Genomic DNA, 22,731 nt, shown 5'->3' with positions numbered 1-22,731 from the left:
TTCCTCCTGATCACGATTGTTTAGGGAGATCGACTTGGTTCAGCAACGAACTTTCAACGGTTGATCGCCATTTCCATCGGAAAAATCGATCACGCGATAGGCGTCGCCGAGCGTCAGCATCGCACGGGCGTGGCGGCGTGCGACCTCCATGCGATCCTCGCCATAGCCCCCGCCCAAGGTACTTGCGATCGGTAGGCCAAGCTGGGCAGCGAGGCGGCCGACGTAGGTGTCGCGCGCGATCAGGCCTTGGTCGGTCAGCGCGAGACGTCCGAGGCGATCCTCCCCATGAGGATCGACGCCGGCCTGGTAGAGAATACAATCGGGCGTGAAGCTATCGATCGCGGCGCGCAGCTCTTCCGCGAGGATCGCCAGATAGGCCGCGTCACCGACGGCATCGGGCAGGGGTACGTCGCGCGAAGAGCGGGCCTTGCGCGCGGGGAAATTCTTCTCGGCGTGAAGCGAGAGTGTGAAGATGTCCGATCGGCCCGCCATGAGGCTGGCCGTGCCGTCGCCTTGGTGAACATCGCAATCGAGGATCAGGATACGATGTGCATGGCGCTCGGCGATCAGCCGGTGGGCGGCGATGGCGAGATCGTTGAACACGCAATAGCCCGCGCCGGTATCCGCCAGCGCATGATGGCTGCCGCCGGCAGCATTGGCGGCGACGCCGTGCTCGAGTGCCAAACGCGCGGCGAGATAGGTGCCTCCCACCGATAGCAGAGACCGCCGGGCGATGCGGGGCGTGATCGGGAAGCCGATGCGCCGCGCCTTTTCGGGCGGCACGGTCGCGGTCAGCACCTCCTCGACATAAGCGGGATCATGCACTGCCTCCATCCAGGCGCGCGGCATCGGCTCGGGCGTGTGGACCTCGTAAGGCCGGCCGCTTTCCGCCAGCGCTTCCATCACCAACCCATATTTATCGAAACGGAAGCGGCTACCGGTGGCGGCGGGCGAGACGTAATCGGGATGGTGGACGACGTGGAGCATGGTCAACCCTCTCCCGCTTTCGGGGGAGAGGAGGGGCCCGCCGCGTAGCGGTGGGAGGTGAGGGTCTTCTGTGTTCGGATCGAAGACGTAAGAAGACCCTCACCCAACCCTCTCCCGCGAAAGCGGGAGAGGGCTTTCATGTCTGCCGGCCTCACCCCACCAACTCCGCCAGCCGCTCACGCACCCGTTTCAGATCCCCTACGAAGCGGCGATATTCCGTATCCGCGCGGTCGCGTTCGGGGATGCGGAGCAAGAAGCTCGGGTGAACGGTGACCATCGCCTCGCCCCCGTCCGCCAGCCTGTGCTGGATGCCGCGCGCGCCGCTGATTGTCACCACCCGGCCGAGCAAAGATCGCGCCGCTGTTGCGCCCAGCGCCACGGTCAGCTTAGGCTGGACGATGTCGCGCTCCTGCCCGATCCACCATTTGCACGCCTCGATCTCGGCGCCATCGGGCTTAGAGTGGATGCGGCGCTTGCCGCGCTGTTCAAATTTGAAATGCTTGACGGCATTGGTGACATAGGCGGTGGCACGATCGATCCCGGCCTCCGCTAGCGCCTGATTGAACATCTGACCCGCCGGCCCGACGAAGGGGTGCCCTGCCAGATCCTCCTGGTCGCCGGGCTGTTCACCGACGAACATCAGCGGCGCATCGACATGTCCCTCGCCGAACACGGTCTGCGTAGCATGTTTGTAGAGGTGGCAGCGGGTGCAGTGCGCGGCTTTTTCGCGCAGCGCCTCCCAGGCGGCTTGGCGGTTGCCGCCCACCTCGCGCCGGCTTTTCTCGACCATCTCCAGCTCCCGTGCCCGCGCGCCTGCGATCAATCCGGGCACCAACGCGGTTTCGGGCATATTCTTCCAATATTTCTTGGGCATCTCCTTCAGCATCGCGTCGATCTTGACGCGGGCCGGATTGAAGATCGAGGCGTAATAGGTCTTCCACGTGTCCTCGAGCGGATCGCCTTCAGGAGCGTCGGCGCGGGTCGCGCCGGGGGCTTCCGAAAGCGTCGCGCCGTCCCAGTTGATCGAGAGCTCGGGCGTCAGGATCGTCCATTTCATGCTGGCGAAGCGGTTGAGGAAGAAGCTGGCGTTGCGGCGGACGATATGGTGCCCCGGCTCGTACCAGGCGACGAAGCGCACATCCTCGCCTTCGGCCACTTCACGGAAGCGCAGGAAGGCGCGCATCTTGTGGATGTCGCGGCGGACCTCCTTGGCGAGATGCTCCAGCCGGCGGAGCGCGGGATCGGCCTGATCCTCCATGCTCGCCTCGCGCCGCTTGAGCCTAATTAGGAAGGCGTAGAGCAAGGCAAAGCGCTCGGCATCGCTGTGCAGCACGACATCCTCGGCCAGCGCCACGAAGGCGCGGGGGACGGGGAAGGCGGCGCCTTCGGTGGGCGCGGGGGTGCTGGCCGCCACGGCGAAGATATCGCCTTCATGGCCCTCGACGCGCCATTCGATCTCGGCGCCGGGCACCTCCGCGGCGGCGAGCGCGCGTGCCTGTGTCCGCCAACCATCGAAATCGTCCTGGGTGGCGAGCGAAGCTACGAGCATCACGCTTAGATAGGCTGTTGCGCGGATGAGACCAGCCGCCAATGCGTAACGAAAGCCGCACCCGCCGACACATATTGCAATGCCGGGGCAACAGCCCCTCGTCACTCTCCGTCGGTCACTTCGAGCGGATAGTGCATGGCCAGTCGGGCGTTGATCTTTGAAGCCACGGGCCTTTGGGCACCGCGCCGCTCGCGGCTGAGTGCGTCCACAATCGATGGATTGCTGATGCTGGCGGCGGCGTTCGCGTTGCGCTGCTGGTGGTTCGGCGATCCGGTGGTGCAGGTGGACGAGCAATTCTATCTGCTGGTCGGCGATCGCCTGCTGCATGGCGCGGTGCCCTTCGTCGATATCTGGGACCGCAAGCCGATCGGGCTGTTCCTGATCTATGCCGCGATCCGATTGTTCGGCGGCAGCGGTGTGCTGGAATATCAGTTGATTGCCTGCGCATTCGCCGCTGCCGCCGCCTTGTTCGTCGTGCGTATGGCACGGCTGTTTGCCAGCGAAACCGCCGCGCGGCTTGCCGGGGCTGCGGCGCTGATCTGGTTCATCGTCTTCGATGGCGAGGGCGGCCAATCGCCGATCTTCTACGATCCGATCGTCGCCGCCGCGGCGATGCTGACCTTTGCCGCTTACCGCGCCGATAGTGCCCGGCGCATCGCTTTAGCCGGAAGCGGCGCGATGGCGCTGATCGGGCTGGCGATCCAGATCAAATATACCGTGCTGTTCGAAGGCGTGGGGTTCGGTCTGCTATTGCTGTGGAGCGGTTGGCGGGCCGAGCTTCGATTGCCCAAGCTTGCAGGGCTGGCGTTGCTTTGGGCGGGATTGGCGGTGCTGCCTACGGTCGCAGCGCTCGCCATCTATGCCGATCGGGGCGAGGCAGCGCCCTTCGTCTATGCCAACTTCCTCTCGATCGGCCATCGCGATGCCGGATCGGTGGCACTGCTGGCGAAGCGGCTGGGGATCATCCTTTTGGAGGCGTCGCCGCTCGTGATCGCTGCCGGTATCGCGATGCGCGGCCGTTTCGAAGGCGAGGCCGCCCGGATGCGCCGCTTCATGCTCGTCTGGCTCGGCGCGGCAGTGGCGGGGATGCTCTCGATCGGCGCGCTCTACACACACTACACCCTGCCGGTGATCGTGCCGCTCGCGATCGCCGCCGCCCCGGCGTTCGATTGGATGATCGCGTGGCGCGGCAGGACATGGCGCCCGGCGCTGGCGATCCTGCTGATTGGGTGCGCTGCGGGCGCCTATCTCAGTCTCGTCCGCCTGCATAAACGCGGTGACGGTAGCCAAGTCCGCGCGATCGCCGCTGCTATCCGGCCCCGGCTCAATGGCTGCCTGTTCGTCTTCGATGGCGAGCCGATCCTCTATCAGATGACGCACGCCTGCTTCGTCTCGCCCTATGTCTTCCCGAGCCACCTCAACGACCGCAAGGAAGCCGCTGCGATCGGGGCGGACCCGGTGCGGGAGGTGGCGCGGGTGATGGATACGCATCCGGCGATGATCGTCACCAGCAACCGTCCCGCCAAGAGCAGCAACCGTGCAACCTGGGCGCTGATGCAGCAGCGCCTCCAGCACGGCTACGCGCTTGTCGCCGCGGTGCCGCTCAACCGGCGGATACGGCTGGTCTATCAGCGCATCGCTTAGGTCCGCAGCCGCCAGCCGGTGGTGAAGATATACGTCACGATACCGGCGCAGCCGACCAAGAACAGACAGATGATGCCGGCGGCGATCGCGATATTCACGTCGGCGATGCCGTAGAAGGCCCAGCGCAGCCCGTTCACCAGATAGACGATCGGGTTGAACAAAGTGATCGTGCTCCAGGGCTTCGGCAGCATATCGACCGAATAGAAGGTGCCGCCAAGGAAGGTTAGCGGCGTCACGATCATCAGCGGCACGATCTGCAATTTCTCAAACCCGTCGGCGAAGCAGCCGAGGATGAAGCCGAACAGGCTGAAACTGACCGTGATCAGCAGCAGGAAGACGATCGCCCATAGCGGATGCACGATATGATAGGGCACAAAGCAGCGCGCGGTGGCGAGGATCACCAGCGCCAGGATCAGCGATTTGCTCGCCGCCGCGCCGACATAGCCGGCCAGCGCCTCGATCGTGCCGATCGGCGCCGACAGCAGTTCGTAGATCGTGCCCGTGAAGCGCGGCAGATAGATGCCGAAGCTGGCGTTGGCGATGCTTTCGGAAAGCACCGTCAGCAGCATCAGCCCGGGAATGATGAATGCGCCATAGGGCACGCCCTGCACCTCATGCAGCCGCCCGCCCATCGCCGCGCCGAACACGACGAAATAGAGCGATGTCGTCAGCACCGGCGTGAACAGGCTCTGGAACATCGTCCGCCGGAAGCGCGCCATTTCGAAACCATAGATGGCGCGGATCGCATGGAGGTTCATGCCCGCCCCTCCACGAGATCGACGAAGATGTCCTCGAGGCTGGAGCGATGCGTATCGAGCGCCTTGAAATCCATGCCGGCGGCATCGAGCGCCTTTACCAAAGGCGCGAGCCCGCGCTGTTCGGCCTCTGCGGCGGTAATCGTGTATGTGAGTGTCAGCCCGTCGTCCGAAATCGCGAGCGGCCAGTCGGCGAATTGCGCCGGAATGGCCTCGATCGGCTTGGCGAGCGTGATCGTAGCCTCGGTCTTGCCGAGCCGGCCGAGCAGATCGGCCTTCGGTTCGACCAGGATCAGCTTGCCCTTGTCGATCACGCCGATGCGATCGGCCATCTCCTCGGCTTCTTCGATATAATGGGTGGTGAGGATGATGGTGACGCCTTGATCGCGTAACTTCAGTATCATCGCCCACATTTCGCGTCTGAGTTCGACATCGACGCCCGCCGAAGGCTCGTCGAGGAACAGCAGTTCGGGATCGTGGGCCAGCGCCTTGGCGATCAGCACGCGGCGCTTCATGCCGCCGGACAGCTGCATGATCTTGGCCCCGCGCTTTTCCCACAAGGACAGCGCCCTGAGCACCCGCTCGACCGCGGCATCGTCGCGCGGCTTGCCGAACAGCCCGCGCGAAAAGGCGACCGTATTGGCCACCGTTTCGAACATGTCGGTAGAAAGCTCCTGGGGTACGAGGCCGATGCGCGCGCGGGCGCTCCGCCAATCGCGCGCCGCATCCAGCCCATTGACCCGGATCGTGCCGCCGGTCGGCCGCACCAGCCCGCACACCGCGCCGATCAGCGTCGTCTTGCCCGCACCATTCGGCCCGAGCAGCGCGAAAATCTCGCCGCGCCGGATTTCGAGATCGATCCCCTTGAGCGCCTGATGGCCGCTTTCATAGGTCTTGGTAAGGCCGGTGATGGCGAGGATAGGGGCGGACATTGTACCGACATGTGTCGGCTTGTCCGCCCCGTCCAGAGCTACTTCGTGATTATGAGCATTAGCCTGGATTTTTGATCGTCACCACTACGCCCGCCGCTCCGCTGCCATCGGGAACGAGATTGGCTTTTACCGCGGCCTGCGTCGCGGAACTTTGCTTGGACAGATCGGCCTGCAATTGCTCGAGCTGTGCCTGCAACGCAGCCTTGTTCGCGCCCGCCGATTGCAGGCCGGACTTCAACCCCTGGATTTGCCCGGCGAGCTTATCGTTCGCATCGACGAACGGCTGAAGAGCGATCTTCAACTGATCGAGCTGATCGCCGACGATACCGTTGTTATCGATGTGGCTGATATCGAGCAAAGCCTGTTTGACCAGATCGCCGTTCGCGTCCGCGCCGATAGTGACAACACCATCCTTGCAGAAAAGCGCATGTACATCGGCGTGAAGCGCGGAGCAGATGGCCATGCGCTCACCGGCGTCCTTGGCGTCCGTTCCAGTCTCCTTGGCCCATTTCAGAAGGGCGATCTGATCCAATGACAGCGCCGCCAGATGCAGTTGGTTCGCCAGCACCTGAAGCCGAGCGTCAATCGCGATCCGGATCGGATCGCTTGGCGTACCGGAGCTGGTGAAAGACGCACCGACATTTTTCGAAGCCGTCTCCACGGAAGCATTGACGAGCGCCTTGATCTGATGGGCCGTGCAGAGATTTTGATAATCGCGTAGGTAGCCGATCGCATCATCATAAGTAGCGGGCGAGTGACCGGCGGACCGTGCCAATGTTCGGACCGAATCTTCGGCGGTTTTTACGAGCTTCTGGACGGCGGCAACATCCGGAGAAAAGAAGAAGACGTCGTTGAAATTATCGAGTGACCGCAGCGCGAGATTGCTCCCAATACCGACGCCGGTAACCCAGTCCTTCCCCACATTGGCTACGCCCAGCGCGGCGATCAGTGCTCCGGTCAATGTCTCCGCTTCACGATGAAGAAAGTCGAGACGCTGAGATCCGGTGCCGATCGATTCGAAAAACATGTCGCAACGCAAATCCATCACGCGCATGCCGGAAATCATCATCTGTAAGGCGAGACTGCCATCATTCGGTAAATCCCAAGACTTCGTATAATCATCGAGAAATCTTTGGGCCACGTCTTTTGGAGAGGCCGCCGTTGTTCGTGCAATCGAGCTGCCGGTCAAATTGCCGGATTTGTTTGGATCATTGCGGAGTACCTTGACGGGCTCCTTATCCGGACGGATCAAAAGCTTAGGCGGAGATACCGTCTGACAAGCGGACAAGCCAAAGCACGCGACAAGCCATGCCACTCCGAATTTCTTCTGCATATGGAAGCCCCCGCTACCGTTCAAAGACACTTAAAATGAAACGGTCGCGAAGCTCAAGCTTGAGACCGAAAGAATAGTCTGATTTGGAGGAATCTTTAGGTGACAGGACGTTTTTGAGCCAATCTTCCATGCCCTAGGCCACAAAAAGCTCCATCTGCTTCGGCTTCGGCGTGATCGCCAGCCGCAAATCGGCGCCATTATCGATCCGTGCCGGCGTCCAATCGGCGGCGATCAGGAAGGGGCGGATCTTGGCGATCGAGACGGTCAGCCGGCCGACGTCATCCAGCCGCAAGCGCCGCCAACGCCGGCTGGTGAGGATCGATGCCACCGCTTTGGTGCCGAGCCCCGGCACGCGCAGCAATTGCTCGCGGGTGGCGCGATTGACGTCGACGGGGAAGCTTTCGCGATGCTTGAGCGCCCAGGCAAGCTTGGGATCCATATCGAGCGGCAACATACCGCTATCGTCGGTGGCCGCCGCCACTTCGCGCGGCGAATAACCGTAGAAGCGCATCATCCAATCGGACTGATACAGGCGATGCTCGCGCATCAGCGGCGGGCGCTGCAGTGGCAGCACGGCGCTGGCGTCCGGGATTGGGCTGAACGCCGAATAATAGACCCGGCGCAGCGCATAGCGATCGTACAAGCCGCTCGCGCTGGCGATGATGTCGCCGTCGCTGGCCCCGTCCGCCCCCACGATCATCTGCGTCGATTGGCCGGCCGGCGCGAAGTTGGGTGCCGACCGATAGCGCCGCCGGGCGTCCTGTTGATCGTCGATCGCCGACTTGAGATCGCCCATCGCACCGGCGATTTGTTCGGCCGATTTCTCCGGCGCCAGTTGCGCCAGCCCGCTCACTGTCGGCAGCTCGACATTGATCGACAGCCGATCCGCATACAGCCCGGCGAGATGCACCAGCTCGGGATCGGCGTCGGGAATGGTCTTGAGATGGATGTAGCCGCGAAAATGATGGTTCTCGCGCAGGCTGCGCGCGACCTCGACCATCTGCTCCATCGTATAATCGGATGATCGAATGATGCCCGAGGACAGGAAAAGCCCCTCGATATAATTGCGCTTGTAGAAAGCGATCGTCAGCTTGACGACCTCCTCCGCCGTGAACCGCGCGCGGCGAACGTTCGAACTCTTGCGGTTGATACAATAGTGGCAATCGTAAATGCAGCTGTTGGTCAGCAATATCTTGAGCAGCGAGATGCAGCGGCCATCGGGCGCATAGGCATGGCAAATGCCCATGCCCTCGGTCGATCCCAGCCCTTTGCCGTCGCGGGAGTTGCGCTTGGCGGTGCCGGATGAGGCACAGCTTGCATCATATTTCGCGGCGTCGGCCAGAATGCCGAGCTTCTCACGGGTATCGAGCTGCGCCATCCGTTCTTCCTACGTTCTTGCCTGCCTCAAGGCAAGCCAAACGCGGGATCAGTGGCGATGTTCACGCCGCAGAGCGTAACGGCCACCTGAGAAAGGCTCGAACAGGCCGCTGATCGCGGGGTGATCGATCGGCTCGTCGCTCTCGTCGCTCTCGAGATTCTGCTGGCTGACGTACGCGACGTAGCTTGCCTCGGCGTTCTCGGCGAGGAGATGATAGAAAGGCTGATCCTTGGCCGGGCGCGCATCCTCGGGGATCGCCTGATACCATTCCTCGCTGTTGGCGAAGACGGGATCGATATCGAAGATCACGCCGCGGAAGCCGAACAGCCGATGCTTTACGACATCGCCAATAGAGAACCGCGCGTGGCGGATCGGCGGGAGCGGCGGCTGGGCGGCGGAGGGAATCAGCGAGCTGCGGACGGACAGGTTCATGGGAGTATATTTAGGGTCTCGCGGGCGAGCCGCAAGCGGTGTTGCAACCGGCCTTGGCAGATGGGGTCGGCTCCGCTAGGAGCGCCGCTTCCAGCGACCGGCGGGGCTTTGCTCCGCGCGACAAGCCTCTGCGGAGAGGTGGCAGAGAGGTCGAATGCGCCGCACTCGAAATGCGGTTTGCGGGCAACCGTAACGTGGGTTCGAATCCCACCCTCTCCGCCAATGGTTCCAAAAGCGGCTGAAAAGCGCTAAATTGGCTTATGGCCAAGGGAAAATCACGCGAGTTGCTACACAAAGCTGCTGCACAGGGTGGCGAAGTGGCTAGGCCGGCTGGGTTGATCCAGCGCGGCGGAAGCTGGGAGCTACGAGTTCGCGTCCCCGATCGAATTCGTCTGCAAATTGGCAAGAATTTCCTGTGGAAGTCTTTCGGCGGCGTGAGCTTCGCCGATGCTTGCAGGCTTGCCAGGTTAGAGCGTGTGGCGGTCGATCGTCGGTTTGCTGAGGCGGAAGCGAAGCTCCGATCTTTACCGCCCGCACCGTTAAGCGACGAAGAGCTGTATGAACTCAGCCGAGCCTTCCTTCATAAGATGGAGGTCGAGGCCCAGAGGCTGCCGATTTCGCCGAGTGCGCGCATTGCAGAGTTGGAGAGCGTGGATGAGATGACCGGGCTCGTCGCCCAATCTCTCGAAGACCCGACGTTGCAGGCCATCGCACTCCGATTTGCAAAGTGGGCCGGCTGCAACGTCGAGCCTGCCTCGGTAGACAAGCCGGCGTCGCCCGATTTCATCCGCGTCTGTGAGGCATTCCAGCAGGCGCAGATTGAGCATCTTGGACGCCGATCCGAGCGTTTATCTGGGCGGTTGGTTGCCACAGTTGATCCGCTCTTTGAAGGTGTGAGTGCTGGAGACCCGTTGTCCGCCCCGCTGACTGTTTCGGGCGCGATCACAGCATATAAATCAGACCCCGAACGATCCGGCGTCGCCTATAAAACGCGGGCGGCTTGGGAATTCCGGTTTCGGGCAATTGAGGAAATTCTAGGCCCCGAAAAACTCATCGGCTCGCTGAGACGCGAGGATGTGCGCACCTGCCGTGACAAGCTGATCGCGATGCCGGCAAACGCCCGTAAGCACTTTAAGGGCATGTCTATTGCGGAGGCGACGGTAGCCAACGAGCGGTTGGGCTTGCCGACACTGTCAGCGAAGAGCGTCTCTCTCTATGTCGAACTGCTAAGCAGTCTGTTCAAATGGCTAGAGCGCGAGGAGATGGTGTCGCGCAATCCTGCCAAGGGGGTCAAAGGGCCGCCCGCTCCGCGCGAAAAGCCTAGACGTCCGCTGACCAAGACAGAATTAGTCACGCTGGCTGAGATCACCGGTGGCGGGATGGGGTCGTCCGACGGAGACGTCGCGCGGACCTGGACCTACTGGATGGTTCGAATTGGCTTATTCAATGGGATGCGGCTTTCCGAAATCGCCGGTTTGCGTGTCGATGATCTGGTGGCTGTCGATGGGGTTTGGTGTTTCCGTATAGCTCCAAACCAATATCGTGACCTTAAGACCGTCGCGTCACGTCGCACTATTCCGGTTCACCCGTGGTTACTTGCTGCCGGTATCCGTGAGTTGAAGCGTAGCCGCGAACCGGAGGCGCTTCTTCTGGCAGACGCACCTGTCACTCCGGGGACCACCAATGCGGCGCAAAAAAGGATCGGACGTCTGGTGCGCGGGGTGCTGCCCGATCCCAAAGTTAGTTTTCATTCGCTCCGCCACAACTTCCGCGATGCGCTGCGCGTGGTCGGTGCTTCAATCGAAATTTCTGCTCGCTTGGGCGGCTGGGTGGTCAGCGAAAATAGCGCCATGAATGGTTATGGTGAGGGGCACACCGCAAGACTGCTTCTGGAATGCCTTCAACGAATAGCGTACCCAGTAGACGTCGAATAGATTGCGACAAACAAATCTGAACGTGCCTATGGCAAAGTGTTTGTCGATTATCGATTGAAGTTTGCAACCAGTTGCAAAATACAGTGGTTGATTAACCAAGAACATGGTGGCATATAATCTGCCGGAGGCGGGAATATGTCGGTTGACCCTATCAGTTACGTGACTGTCGGTATGACGCGCGAGTTAAAGTCTGCGCTGGATGCTGCCCTTGTAAGGCGCAATGGCCGGCTTAATGCTTTCCGTATGTCCAGATCGAGCCTCATGCGGGAGGCGTTGGTCGCTTTCCTTACAGAGGTAACGACCAATGGAGTGTCGTCATGACAAACAAGCGTCTTGTGGATGCAGTGCGACCGCGTGGCCATTCCGGCAAGCCAATCGATGATCAGCAGATCGCACACGCCAAAGCGGTCGGCGATCTCCATCGTCGGATTTTGAATTCGGGAGGAAAAGCCACTCTGGTGTCACGACCAGCGGTTGAAAATGTCTTGGCCGTAAGCGTGGGGTGCAATCCATCGCAGCAAGCGGCCAAAGGCGACGTAAAGCCAGCCAATCATGATATTCGGATTGCGAGGCTGGGGCTTTCCAAGAACGGTGCTCTTTTACTGGATCATCTGCTTCGCCAGGCGCGGCGGAGTGAGGCCAATCTGTTCGACATACGAACCGACCGCATTTCTTCAGCCTTAGCTATGAGCTTTGATCGGGTACTCTCGGCTCGCGACGAGTTGGTTCGCCGCCGCTTCCTTCGTGCGGTCGAAGACAGTCTTGGAGGGCCAGCCGGATATCGGCTCATGGGGCTCGGCCAATGACCGAGGCTAAAAACTGCCAAGAGCTGATGCTTGGGCTCAGTCTCCGGCTGGCTGATCTATCACCCTCACGACGGGTCGAGATGGCGCAGGACCATCTCTCGTCACTTGGAGTATGTCCGCGAGAAAGGCTTCGCCTTCAACCCGAGGTGCTTTTCGACGGCTGGGAGATATATGTTTCCGCTCTAACGATCGATGCCGCAATTGGCGAAATCGAGCCGCTGGTGTCGGACGATATAATTGCAAACCTTGCCGAGCAGGCGGGATTGTATCGATCTGAGGCTGGCAGGCGCTTTTTCGCCGGTGGGGCGAGGCTGCCGGATGATGTGATCATTCCGCCAAACGCGCTTCGCGGGCTTGAGCCGCGTCTGCATGCATCGGGCATATGACTGAGCCGGCCGATCGACGCTCGTCCGCACACGGCGGGAAATGATGTGGGAAAGTGAGACATAGGTGGGATGGCACACATCCGATGCTCAATTTGCAAGCACGCCAACCGCTCAGCGATCGACGGTGCGTTGACCGTCGGTGGATCGCTGATCAGTACCGCGCGAACATTTGAGGTCTCAAAGTCCGCGCTGCACCGACATCAGCAGCGATGCCCTGGTCGAGCCGTCGTCATGATCGGCGGGGTGATGGTCGATCCAGATCAAGCAGCTGCCACTCGGTGTGACGATGTGCCCATGTTGAGCCTCCCTCCGGAATTGCTCGCAGCGATGGAGCCGATCGAACCTGAGGAGGACGATGACGTGCTGATGCTCGAAACCAAGCTGCGTCACCTCAACGCGATTTTCGCTTATGCACTCGCGCGCGCGGTCGCCAAGGATGACGTGCCCAGCATCCTGCGCGGCGGGCGTGCGATCCAAAAGCTTTTCCAGTTGGACCTTTTGACCGCGCCGCAGCGGGCTGCCTATCGTGCTCGATCGCGTGTCGAGCCGACGTTGCAGCTCTTGGGAGAAATACTCGGCGTCGATGACGCGGCGACGGGAACGCGAGAATTGCCGTTCGGAACGCTGCGTGAGGCGATGCGATGATCGGCAGGGGGCAGGCCGCGCGATCCTACAGGCATCAAATATCGAGGATCGCTCAGGCGGTAACGGAGAGCGCATTCGTGCCGACCAGCAAACAGCAAGGGCGCGTTGCCGGTTTCCTACGCGACCCCTATGCGCTGGCGCACATTGCCTACCAGCTATGGCCCTTCGCGACAGTGGAGGTCGTCAACGAGATGATCGAAGAGACCAGCCTCTTTGAAGCCTGCGTCGAACCGATCGAGTGGTATTTGAAGCGCAAGCGACGCGGCGGGCGGCGACCGATCTGCGAATTCGGCTATGAACAGCATTTTCGGCATGCGGTAATCCGGCACGCATTAGATGCGCAATTGCCCGTCAATCATCCCTTCTACGATGTTCGCCGTGCTGGTCCTGGCCGGGCAGTGATAGATATCGCGCAGGCTATTGAAGGCGGTCGACAGTGGATATGGGCGGCCGACATCCGAGATTGCTTTTGCTCGATCGACATTCGGGCAGTTTACCAGCTTTGCCTCTTACCAACGGAGGTGATCCGATGCGCGTTGGATTATCGGCACCTTCCTTTGCAGCGGAAGGAAAATGCCCGAAGACCCAACGGGGCGATGTCTAGATTTGTCTCTAGTACTTCAATCAGTGAAGGTGAGGGTCCGCGAGGCCTTTTGCAGGGCTCGCCGGCATCCAACGCTCTCTTGCGGCACATTCTTTTCAAGGTGACCCGCTGCGTTCATCCCGATGCGCGTCTGTTCGTTTATTCGGACAACATCATCGTGGTAGCCCCAACGCCAGAGATTTGCGGCCATGTACGCGATGCGCTGACCTGCGAGTTAGCAGGCTGCCTTGGCGGACCCCTCCGATTTGGCACTTCGTTAATTCAACATGCAAGCGAAGGGTTGCAGACGCTCGGCTACTATCTGGGACAGGAGGAAAACGGCGGCGAGGTCATCCGACAACCGGATAACCATAACCTCGGGCGTCTAGAAGGTCGTATTCCGGATGATATTCTTAGCCTCGGTGATATCGACCGTGAGCGACTTGCAAAGGTTCTATTGGCACCATTCCCGGCAGCAGACGATCAATTCCGCGAACTCTTCCGAGAAACGCTCCATCTATCGCCTCGGATTGCCAGCTGACGACCTACTCAGCCAAAAGCACTGCCTAATACCGATAGGCTTACAAGGCCGGTCCACACCCCTCATTTCCACTTTTTGAGGATCGCTTTGACTTGATCCGGCACACCCCATGAGCCGCTGATCTGAGTGTTGTTTTTGACGGCTTTGACCAGCCGTGCTGAGTATCCCGCATCCCAAACTTTTAATCGATCAACGTAACCTGCTCTCTCTTTTGCAGTGGCGAAGCTTCCGCTGTTGACGAATAGGTCGATGACTACGTCAGCCATCCTTGCCTGCAGTTTTTTGTGCTCGACAGCCGCTTCGAAAAGCTCTTTTGCAATTTGGCCTGGAGTTTTGCCGTTTCCGTTGAAAGCCTGGAAGCGGCTCACGAAGCCATGAGGATCGGCCCCACATCTGACGGCGAATACCGGAATGCTCCGTCCGAGCGCGTAACCAATCTCTTGATCGCACCACTTGCTTGAAACGAAATCAGGATAGATTAGCGCGACCAGCACCTCGCAAGTCGCCAAGGCCGTCTCAATTTCTATTTGCCACTCGGCAGTCGGATGAATGTCGTTGTGAGCTACGAAACCGCTCATGCCATAATGAGTAAATGCGGTTTGGATATTGGCTGCTTGCTCCCGCTCGGTAGTCAAATGAGAAATAAAGACCCTAATCTGCCCGTCTCGCCAATAAGGTGTCTCGTGTACAGGCACGACGGCGGCGTCTTGTCCGACCAGCTGCATGCCAAAATGCTGACCAAGCTCTATTAGGTCACCATCCTTAGCGTCTGCGATCATTTGAACGATGTAGGATTTTTGGCTGCCTGACCATTGATCGCTTATCGGAAGTCCGAATTGCTTCAGAGTGAGATCGATTGTCGTCCAGTCCTCGCCGTCCAAATGGCCTGCGATGTCTTGGATCACCTTCACCCGCTGAGACTTAGTCAGCTTCAATGCAGCCCCCGGTCGATTGGAAACGCATATTAAACTTCCGCGTCTGTCGTTGGATCGTAGTCGAATATCGCTGATGGTGAAACCTGTAGAGCCTCTGCTATCCGGACAATAACCGAGAGGGTCGGGTTTCGGCGACCACGCTCGATACCGCCGAGATAGGTTAGATCAATCTCGGCATCCACGGCGAGGCGCTCCTGGGTAAGGCCCCGCTCTTTGCGCAATGCCCGCACCCTAGCACCGAACCGTTTTTGCCAATCCTCCATCGACCACGGGATGAACAATCGGGCCTATAGTCACCAGGGACTATAGGCCCTATGATGTGGGTGGTGTGAGCGCGTCGTGCAGCGCGGACACTATTAGAGCGATTGGAGGGCGGATTTGAGGATATCAAAAAGCACACTGCTGGCTGCAACTCTGAGCTTGGCTGTTGCCAGGCCGGTGTCAGCTGAAGAAGCAACCAAGCTTACGAAGGTCGGCGACTGGGAGATTTGGCGATCAATCAATCCTATGAGTGATCGGGTTCAGTGTACGGCCTTCTACAAGGATGACACTACGGTTCAGCTAACCAATCATAATTTGGCTTTCGATGTTTCGCACAACGGCGGCCTTGTTACATATGCCGTCCGCTACGACGACGGGCAGGCAACCGAGGTTTTTGCTTCCGAGCGATTAAAGAATATCGGGGCAGTGATTTTAGCCGGGACGGATTTTGATGATGTAAAATCAGCGAAACGGCTTCGCATCCGGATTGGCACACTTGTGAACGGCTACCTCGATTACGATCTTAACCTGTCGATGCTCACGCCGGTCATGGAAATCCTCAGTGGCAAGAGCTGTATCAATCCAAGTTGACCCTTTTCAGTTCGAAATAAAAACGTAATTCTGCCCAAACACTTTGCCATATACAACAACATCGTTGGTTGTGGCTAATTGCCAGTCGTGGATGGCGGAGTGTTTGGATAGAAAAGGCTTCATCGGATATTATCGGGTGTCGACTGATCGGCAGGGGCGCAGCGGTCTCGGCCTAGATGCTCAACGGGAAGCTGTTCACAATTTCCTAGCTGAGCGATCCCACACGCTGATCGCTGAAAAGATCGAAGTAGAAAGCGGACGCAACGCTGATCGGCCGGAACTTGCGAAAGCTTTCGCCCTCTGCCGCCTTCATCGTGCCACGCTTATCATTGCCAAACTCGATCGCCTCGCTCGCAGCGTGGCCTTCGTTTCCAATATTCTTGAGAGCGGCGTTGACTTCATTGCCGCCGATTTTCCTGAAGCGAACCGGCTCACTATTCATATTCTGTCCGCTGTCGCCGAGCATGAAGCGCGGATGATTTCAGAGCGTACCAAGGCAGCCCTGAAAGCTGCCAAGGCGCGTGGTGTTGTTCTAGGCGGTGATAGGGGCAATCTACCCACTGTCGCCGCTAGAGGCGCTCGGGCGAGCGCTGCGGTGCGTTCCCAGAAGGCGGCTGAGCGTGCGCGCGACCTCGCTCCGTTGATTTGTTCGCTTCGTGATGAAGGGCGTAGTTTTGAAGTTATAGCCGGCGAACTTCGAGATCGCGGCATTTCAGCAGCTAGGGGAGGGTTATGGACCGGGCAGAAAGTCTCCCGTTTGATGCGCCGTGCTTCTCAACCTTGAAGCGTCCAAGGCAAAATCGGGTCAATCCTTTCGGAGCAATCGAGGCAACATCCCATAAAGGCGCCCTCATGGGTAATCGCGGCGATCTCCATGCCCCCGATGGCTCTTTGGGTCGGCAATGGCGTAGCCGCCGGTGGCTAAGTTGTATCCTCGATGGCAACGGCTGGAAGGCGCCAATGGATGCGCCGGGCCACTATTATCCGCTATTCTTCCACGACGAAGCCGTTGCGCTGGCGGCGGGGCACAGGCCGTGCGGCGAGTGTCGGCCGGAAGCATTGATCTCGTTCATAGCTGCATGGAAGGCAGGGCATAGGATCAAACAGCACGAACGGGTTCCGCTGATAGAGATCGACCGAGCTTGTCACCAATCGCGCCTCAGCGAGCAGCGGCGAAGACGGATCGCTAGTTTGTCGGACACGCCGGAAGGCGCCTTCATATTTGCGCCCGAAATCGATCATCGGCCGATACTCGTTGCCTCCGGGTATCTCTGGCCCTGGCAACACGGCGGCTACGAACAGCCGATTGCATGGCGGGGCATAAAGGCAGAAGTTATCTTGCTGACGCCCGAGCCGATGATTGCAGCTTTGCGCATGGGTTATGCGAGTATCGTTGCGAGCAACTTGCACCTTGAAATAGCGGCCCCGGCCAAGTGAAGCTGTAATGGCGGTCGCTTGATGTTGTGGATTTACCCTAGCGCAGGAATTGATGTTGATGGCTGTTGATCGTGAGCAGTGGGCTACAAAATTTGGCGAACTTCCACATTGGACATGCCCGACCTGCGGGAAAGGCCATCTCGCTCCAATTAAAGATAAGATGCAGTTTGTTGAAACGGGGCCGTCATCCGCAGCCCATAGTCATGAGGCATGGGAGCCTGATTGGATACTCTGCCGCTTTGCTGGATTTCTGCAATGCACCATGCCTGGCTGCGGCGAGGTAGCGGCAGTGAGCGGAACGTCACCGAGCGACTTTATCGAGGATTGGGAGGCGCAAACGCAGACCCTCCTCAATCTTTATGTGGTAAAATCTATCCACCCTGCGCCCGTTCCGATCCGCCTTCCTGAAAAAACGCCGGAACTTGTCGCTGATAGTATCAAGTATGCTTCGGCCTTAGTTTGGACGAGCGCAGAAGCGGCCGCTAACCAAATTCGGGTCGCCGTTGAGCATCTGATGGACGATATTGGTGTTGCGGCAACCACCAAGAACGGAAAGGCCTTGACGCTGCATAAGCGCATCGAGCTTTTTCAGAAAACTGACGCGGAAAACGGAGACGTGCTTCTAGCCACGAAATGGCTCGGGAACAGCGGCAGCCACGTAGCCGGGCTGGAGCGGGACGACGTATTGGATGCGTTCGACATGATCGAATTTGTGTTAGAGAATAGGTACGGCACTACTAAGCAGATGCTTCTTGCGAAAGTAGCAGCGGTGAACGCCAAAAAGGGGCCGATAAGTACGAAAAAAAAGAAGCTGTAGCTTAGTATATTGCTTCAGTAACCATTTGGGAGGTGGCGCCGAGGCGTCACCTGCAAGGGACATATCACCTGTCCTAACTTCTCGTGCTTCATGTTCTGCGACCGAGCTGGCATTGGCTAGATCGTCACACCCGCTACATTTACGGACATGACAAATTCTCCGCTGATCGTAAGTGCTCTCGATATCGCCAGTTGGGCGGCATCTGAGCGTGCTCGCTCGCTGCTGCCGGTCTTAGTGCGGCGCCTGGTTCACGAAACATCTAGGTCACTGGCTGCCAGTGATTTCCCCGGTTACGACGAAGCGCAACGACCGGGTTGGGACGGTTGGACGGAAGCAAGCGATGCAAATGCGTGGCTGCCTGCGGGCGCGGTCGGCTGGGAGCTAAGCGTTGCTGACGACAATCCGGGCAAGCCAAACCGTGATTGGGACAGTCGCGTGAAATTGTCGCCGGGCGATAGAGCGACGATTACCTTTGTTTTTATCACCGCTCGGCGTTGGCCAGGTAAAGGGCGCTGGGCGGATGCTCGACGCCAAGGGAACGCCTGGGCGGATGTGAGAGCATACGATGCTGAAGATTTGGCCCAGTGGCTTGAGCAATGCCCAGCGACATGTCTGTGGTTTGCAGCGCTTCTTGGACGGCCGGCCGTTGGTCTCCGTACTCTAGATGGCGCATGGAGTAGTTGGGCAAATGCATGCCGACCATCATTGTCGGCAAAACTGTTTGATGAAGCGACCACAGCCGCCGCCAATGCCTTTAGCGCCTGGCGCACGACGGCGCCGCATCGTCCGTATGTTGTAACAGCGGACTCAGTTGGTGAAGCGGTCGCTTTCGTCGCAACAGCCCTAGAAGAAGTTGAGCGCGAACGATCGATCGTCGTTGAAGATGCTCTTGCGCTGGCTGGTGTGCTGTCCACGAAGCTGGCAGGCCTAATCGTCATCGCCGATCCAGCAGCCGAGGAAGAGGCTGCCATTGCCTCTGCGCAACATCTAGTCGTCTTCGCGCGGACGCATGCAACCGTTCCAATCGAGCCAGACGTGGAATTACGGCCGGCTAGTTGGACTGTCTTTCAGGACGCTCTTGCAGATATGGGAGTGGCTGAGGGCGACCGCGACCGAACAACGACAGAGGCTGGGCGCTCGCCCACAATTCTACGGCGACGGCTTGCAATCGCGCCGGAGCTGAAGACACCGAACTGGGCTCGGAACCTCGCACTCCAACGCAAACTTGTTCCTATTCTCCTCGCTGGAGCGTGGCGAGCAGGGGACACTGCGGATGAAGCATGCGTCACCGAACTAGCGGCTAAGCCCATTGAAGAAGTGGAGCGGGATGCGGCGGAACTCGCCACGTTGCCAGACGCGCCTGTTTGGTTGGCCGGGGGCTTTCGCGGGGTGGTGTCGCGCAAGGACGCGCTCTTTGCACTGCATCATGCCCTTACTGAGCAGGACATCTCGCGCTTCGTTGCCGTCGCAGGGCTCGTTCTCACGCTCGACGATCCTCGGCTAGATTTGCCTGAAGATAAACGCTGGGCTGCTGGCATTTACGGTGTCCGCGCCGAGGTGAGCGGAGCGCTAAGAGAAGCCGTCGGCGAGTTCTTAGTGCTGCTTGCGATCGAGGGCGATCGATTGCTGGGGGATCGCTTGGGGGCGATTGCCGCACGCGTCGACCAACTTGTTACCTCAGCGCTGCGGGGCGCATCTCCCCGGCAATGGCTTGCGCAACATTATCTGCGTTGGCTGGCGGAAGCGTCGCCCAACGCATTCCTTGATGCGGTCGAAGCCGATCTGCGACAAGATGAGCCAGCACTATTCAACCTTTTGCGACCCGTTACGTCATCGATGGGGGGCTGTGATCGTACCGAGCTGCTCTGGGCGCTTGAATTGCTCGCTTGGGAGCCTCGACGTTTTTCACGTGTATTCGCGATCTTAGCGAAGCTCAGCGAAGTGCCTATCAATGACAACTGGGTAAATAAGCCGGAGGCGTCACTAGGTTCGCTCGTACGCTATTGGCTCCCACAAACCGCTGCCAGCGTGGAAGAACGGATTGCCGTAGTACGTGGCTTTGCCGAGACGCGTTCACCGGTGGCTTGGCGACTACTTTTGGGACAGTTGCCCGGCCGAGGGGGGCACGCAACGCCTAATATGCGGCCGCGATGGCGCGAGGTAACGATTGGCGCTGGCCAACCTACGCACAATGAGGTCCGTACTTTCGTGCTGGCGATTGTCGATTTGCTTTTGGATTGGCCAGGGTACTCGACCACGCAACTTGCCGAGGTTCTTTCTAGGATTGACGACATTCCGGACGAAGCTGCCTCTAGACTACTTAGCAGAGCTGAACAGTGGGCCGATGCGGCAAGCGATGCGGATCGGGCGATCCTCCGCGACAGCATTCGCCGAACTTTAGGATTGTGGCGCCTCCGATCGGCAGAGCAAAGCGAGCTACCCACCTATCATACGCGATTTCAAGATTTGGCTGAGCGCTTGTTGCCGGTCGATGTCGTTGAGCGGCATCGCTGGCTCTTTGCGGATCACTGGCCACGTTATGATCGCGAAGAAAATGAAGATTGGGAACAGCACTCTCAGCGTGTCGAGGAAGACCGTCGCAAGGCACTGCAAGAAGTGCTTTCGGCCCAAGGCATTAACGGCGTGGTGGCGTTGATATCCGGTGGAAACGCGGCCGCTTGGATAGGCAGTCTCCTCGCCAAGTTGGAAGGCGATAATGTAGCTGCATGGCTGCGTGAGCTAATACGACGTGACGAACTCGGCGCTAAGGTGGACGATACATTGCGCGGGCTTCTTAGCAATAGTGATGCCGAGACTAGACGAGATGCTCTGACCGAGGTGCTTGCCGATGCGACACTAAGCGCAGGCGACCATGTACGGATTGTCGTGTCGGCGCCGAGTGAACGCGCGACTTGGCAGCTTATTGGGGATGCTGCGCCGGAGATTGCCAGCGGTTACTGGGCTCGGATGGTTGCGTACGTTCACGGGCTTGATGCGTCCGACACCGCGTTCCTGATCGATCAATTGCTCAGCGCAAGTCGCCCTTTCGCCGCTTTCCAGGCGATTGGTTTTGAAGTTAAGGCAGTCGATCCGCACCTCCTTGCTCGCGTTTTAAGAGCTATGCGTGCTTCGCAAGGAGATGACGTTGCGGTAGCCACGCCGGATGGCTGGCACCTTGGTGAGGCAATCGCTTGCGTAGAAACGGCTGAAGTCATGTCGCTTAGCGAGATGGCCAGCCTAGAGTTTGGCTTCTTTCCGCTGTTGGAACACGATCAGCATGGCACGCCGCATCTGGATCGTGTGATAGCGGAAAACCCTGGCGATTTCGTGCACCTCGTCTCGCTCATCTACAAGCGCGACGACGGCGAGGTAGACCGACAGGAGGGGCAGGAGGCGGCCTCTCACACAGCCTGGCAAATTCTCCATCATGGCCGGCGTGTACCAGGAACTTGCGACGACGGTACGATAGATGCTGATGCACTTATGACTTGGATTGATACGGCTCGCAATCTTGGGCGGGCAGCCGCCCGTTCAACCATGACGGATCAAACGATCGGGACATTGCTATCCGCCTCTCCAGTCGGCACCGATGGACATTGGCCTCACGAGGCGGTGCGCCAAGTACTTGATCGTTTTTCTGCCGAGCACATCGCCACGGGCTTCGTCGTCGGTAAGCGCAATGCTCGTGGCGTAGTGACGCGCGCTCCTGGTGGCGGCCAAGAGCGGGCGCTCGCGGCTCAGTTCCGCGTCGGCGCGGACGCTATGCGACTGGCCTTCCCTTTTTCCGCCCGCACGCTGGATCAACTTGCTGCGGATTACGAGTACGAAGCTAAGCGATGGGATGGTGAGGATCAGGTCGATCGCCGGTTGGGGCGACGGTAGAACGACAACTCTTCATTGCGTGCTCTTCGGCATCCGATGAAGGAGCACTTTTTCGCCCAACTACCTTGTTCATAGCTCTACCTTATTGCTACACAAGTAAGATCGCTTGCTACATCGCGCTCGGCATAATACGTTGAAAATGCTATGAAAAGCCATCGAGGGATAGTGTCCCACCCTCTCCGCCAGCTCTGCTATTTTAGGATAAAAATAGCCCTTAGAGGCATAATCACATCAATATCAGCGCTAATATAGTATAAATACCTATAAGATGATTACGTCACAGCTTCGATTACACTGGGGCGCATTAACCAAAATCTAGGTTTTTTACCCTAGCCGCAGCGGATGTCAAAAAGCAGCGGTGCATTCTTCTTGAAATATCCGGCGTTTTCGATCGCCCTGCTAGCGTTAGCGACTCCCTCGATAGCGACCAGCTTGAACGTGCCCGTAGCGTCTCGCGTGATCGGCTTTGTGCAATCACCGCCGATCGGCCTAGTGGTCGCCGCGATCGTCTACGAACCCGGCAATGCCGCGTCCGAGGCCGAAGCCGCGGCGATCGAAACGGAAATCGGCGCAGGGCTGACCGTCGGTCGCGCCACGATCAAGGCAAGGCGCGTATCGGTTAATGCCTTGGGCGGCCTCGCCGGGGTCAAGGTCGCGTTTGTCACCAGCGGCGTTCACGCGCAGCAAGCGCTGGCCGAGGCTGCCGCGCACGACGGCATATTGACGATCACCGGCGATACCGCCTGCGTTCAAGCGGGCCGCTGCGTCGTCGCGGTCAGCGCGGCACCACGAACCCAGATCATCGTGAGCCGCGCCGCGGCTGCGGCTTCGGGGATCCATTTCGGATCGGCCTTCCTCATGCTCATCAAGGAAATTTAAGTTATGCGCCCGCTCGCCCGCATA

General features: G+C 59.2%; 21 protein-coding genes and 1 tRNA gene. 13 read left to right on the top strand and 9 right to left on the bottom strand.

Annotated elements, in window-relative coordinates; translation table 11 throughout:
• Positions 1 to 39 precede the first annotated feature (39 nt).
• A complete protein-coding gene (locus FHS31_RS09280; RefSeq protein ID WP_167073109.1) occupies positions 40 to 987 on the bottom strand; it encodes a histone deacetylase family protein in 948 nt (315 codons plus the stop codon).
• Positions 988 to 1,138: 151 nt separating this feature from the next.
• On the bottom strand, positions 1,139 to 2,536 hold the full coding sequence (locus tag FHS31_RS09275; protein WP_167073339.1) for a UdgX family uracil-DNA binding protein: 1,398 nt from the start codon (positions 2,534 to 2,536) through the stop codon (positions 1,139 to 1,141).
• A gap of 135 nt (positions 2,537 to 2,671) precedes the next feature.
• Here FHS31_RS09275 and FHS31_RS09270 point away from each other — a divergent pair, with 135 nt between their 5' ends.
• The gene (locus FHS31_RS09270) at positions 2,672 to 4,180 is read left to right on the top strand and encodes a glycosyltransferase family 39 protein (RefSeq protein WP_167073108.1); all 1,509 of its coding nucleotides are present in this window, start codon (positions 2,672 to 2,674) and stop codon (positions 4,178 to 4,180) included.
• On the opposite strand, the gene FHS31_RS09265 is transcribed toward FHS31_RS09270, so the two are convergent.
• The 5 genes from FHS31_RS09265 to hspQ all read right to left on the bottom strand — a co-directional run bounded on the left by FHS31_RS09265 (position 4,177) and on the right by hspQ (position 9,010).
• A complete protein-coding gene (locus tag FHS31_RS09265) occupies positions 4,177 to 4,938 on the bottom strand; it encodes an ABC transporter permease (protein ID WP_167073107.1) in 762 nt (253 codons plus the stop codon). The genes FHS31_RS09270 and FHS31_RS09265 overlap by 4 nt on opposite strands.
• Positions 4,935 to 5,867 (bottom strand): ABC transporter ATP-binding protein, encoded by a 933-nt coding sequence (locus FHS31_RS09260; protein WP_167073106.1) that lies wholly within the window; start codon positions 5,865 to 5,867, stop codon positions 4,935 to 4,937. Before FHS31_RS09260 ends, FHS31_RS09265 begins: the two co-directional genes overlap by 4 nt.
• Positions 5,868 to 5,925: 58 nt before the next feature.
• Entirely contained in the window at positions 5,926 to 7,200 is a 1,275-nt protein-coding gene (locus FHS31_RS09255; RefSeq protein WP_167073105.1) for a hypothetical protein, read from the bottom strand.
• 133 nt (positions 7,201 to 7,333) lie between these two features.
• Positions 7,334 to 8,578: a putative DNA modification/repair radical SAM protein gene (locus FHS31_RS09250; RefSeq protein WP_167073104.1), complete on the bottom strand. Its 1,245-nt coding sequence runs from the start codon at positions 8,576 to 8,578 to the stop codon at positions 7,334 to 7,336.
• A 48-nt stretch (positions 8,579 to 8,626) separates the two neighbouring features.
• The gene (hspQ, locus tag FHS31_RS09245; RefSeq protein ID WP_167073103.1) at positions 8,627 to 9,010 is read right to left on the bottom strand and encodes a heat shock protein HspQ; all 384 of its coding nucleotides are present in this window, start codon (positions 9,008 to 9,010) and stop codon (positions 8,627 to 8,629) included.
• A 132-nt stretch (positions 9,011 to 9,142) separates the two neighbouring features.
• Between hspQ and FHS31_RS09240 the strand changes: the two genes are divergently transcribed.
• The 6 genes from FHS31_RS09240 to FHS31_RS09215 all read left to right on the top strand — a co-directional run bounded on the left by FHS31_RS09240 (position 9,143) and on the right by FHS31_RS09215 (position 13,905).
• Positions 9,143 to 9,232, top strand: a tRNA-Ser gene (locus tag FHS31_RS09240).
• A 38-nt stretch (positions 9,233 to 9,270) separates the two neighbouring features.
• Positions 9,271 to 10,944 (top strand): tyrosine-type recombinase/integrase, encoded by a 1,674-nt coding sequence (locus FHS31_RS09235; RefSeq protein ID WP_167073102.1) that lies wholly within the window; start codon positions 9,271 to 9,273, stop codon positions 10,942 to 10,944.
• A gap of 317 nt (positions 10,945 to 11,261) precedes the next feature.
• A complete protein-coding gene (locus tag FHS31_RS09230; protein ID WP_167073101.1) occupies positions 11,262 to 11,750 on the top strand; it encodes a hypothetical protein in 489 nt (162 codons plus the stop codon).
• Complete coding sequence (locus FHS31_RS09225) at positions 11,747 to 12,136, top strand: hypothetical protein (protein ID WP_167073100.1); 390 nt, start codon at positions 11,747 to 11,749, stop codon at positions 12,134 to 12,136. The genes FHS31_RS09230 and FHS31_RS09225 overlap by 4 nt, the downstream gene beginning before the upstream one ends.
• Positions 12,137 to 12,430: 294 nt before the next feature.
• Positions 12,431 to 12,781: a hypothetical protein gene (locus FHS31_RS09220; RefSeq protein WP_167073099.1), complete on the top strand. Its 351-nt coding sequence runs from the start codon at positions 12,431 to 12,433 to the stop codon at positions 12,779 to 12,781.
• A 77-nt stretch (positions 12,782 to 12,858) separates the two neighbouring features.
• Positions 12,859 to 13,905, top strand: a complete 1,047-nt coding sequence (locus FHS31_RS09215) for an RNA-dependent RNA polymerase family protein (RefSeq protein ID WP_167073098.1) — start codon at positions 12,859 to 12,861, stop codon at positions 13,903 to 13,905.
• Between the two features lie 62 nt (positions 13,906 to 13,967).
• On the opposite strand, the gene FHS31_RS09210 is transcribed toward FHS31_RS09215, so the two are convergent.
• Both FHS31_RS09210 and FHS31_RS09205 read right to left on the bottom strand, forming a co-directional pair.
• Positions 13,968 to 14,840 carry a toll/interleukin-1 receptor domain-containing protein gene (locus FHS31_RS09210; RefSeq protein WP_167073097.1) on the bottom strand — a complete coding sequence of 291 codons (873 nt, stop codon included), beginning with the start codon at positions 14,838 to 14,840 and terminating at the stop codon, positions 13,968 to 13,970.
• Positions 14,841 to 14,869: 29 nt separating this feature from the next.
• The gene (locus FHS31_RS09205) at positions 14,870 to 15,103 is read right to left on the bottom strand and encodes a helix-turn-helix domain-containing protein (protein WP_167073096.1); all 234 of its coding nucleotides are present in this window, start codon (positions 15,101 to 15,103) and stop codon (positions 14,870 to 14,872) included.
• Between the two features lie 157 nt (positions 15,104 to 15,260).
• Here FHS31_RS09205 and FHS31_RS09200 point away from each other — a divergent pair, with 157 nt between their 5' ends.
• The 6 genes from FHS31_RS09200 (at position 15,261) to FHS31_RS09175 (ending at position 22,707) form a co-directional block, all read left to right on the top strand.
• A complete protein-coding gene (locus FHS31_RS09200; protein WP_167073095.1) occupies positions 15,261 to 15,692 on the top strand; it encodes a hypothetical protein in 432 nt (143 codons plus the stop codon).
• A 91-nt stretch (positions 15,693 to 15,783) separates the two neighbouring features.
• Positions 15,784 to 16,476, top strand: a complete 693-nt coding sequence (locus FHS31_RS09195) for a recombinase family protein (RefSeq protein ID WP_167073094.1) — start codon at positions 15,784 to 15,786, stop codon at positions 16,474 to 16,476.
• Between the two features lie 176 nt (positions 16,477 to 16,652).
• Complete coding sequence (locus FHS31_RS09190) at positions 16,653 to 17,129, top strand: hypothetical protein (RefSeq protein WP_167073093.1); 477 nt, start codon at positions 16,653 to 16,655, stop codon at positions 17,127 to 17,129.
• 52 nt (positions 17,130 to 17,181) lie between these two features.
• A complete protein-coding gene (locus FHS31_RS09185; RefSeq protein WP_167073092.1) occupies positions 17,182 to 17,946 on the top strand; it encodes a DUF4145 domain-containing protein in 765 nt (254 codons plus the stop codon).
• Positions 17,947 to 18,093: 147 nt separating this feature from the next.
• Complete coding sequence (locus FHS31_RS09180; RefSeq protein WP_167073091.1) at positions 18,094 to 21,828, top strand: hypothetical protein; 3,735 nt, start codon at positions 18,094 to 18,096, stop codon at positions 21,826 to 21,828.
• Positions 21,829 to 22,284: 456 nt separating this feature from the next.
• A complete protein-coding gene (locus tag FHS31_RS09175) occupies positions 22,285 to 22,707 on the top strand; it encodes a YfiR/HmsC family protein (protein ID WP_167073090.1) in 423 nt (140 codons plus the stop codon).
• The last annotated feature ends 24 nt before the right edge of the window (positions 22,708 to 22,731 follow it).

Origin of the sequence: Sphingomonas vulcanisoli, assembly GCF_011761305.1 — a bacterium.
Lineage (GTDB): Bacteria > Pseudomonadota > Alphaproteobacteria > Sphingomonadales > Sphingomonadaceae > Sphingomonas_I > Sphingomonas_I vulcanisoli.
The sequence above is the reverse complement of the archived record's forward strand: the minus strand, read 5'-3'. Positions and strand labels throughout refer to the sequence as shown.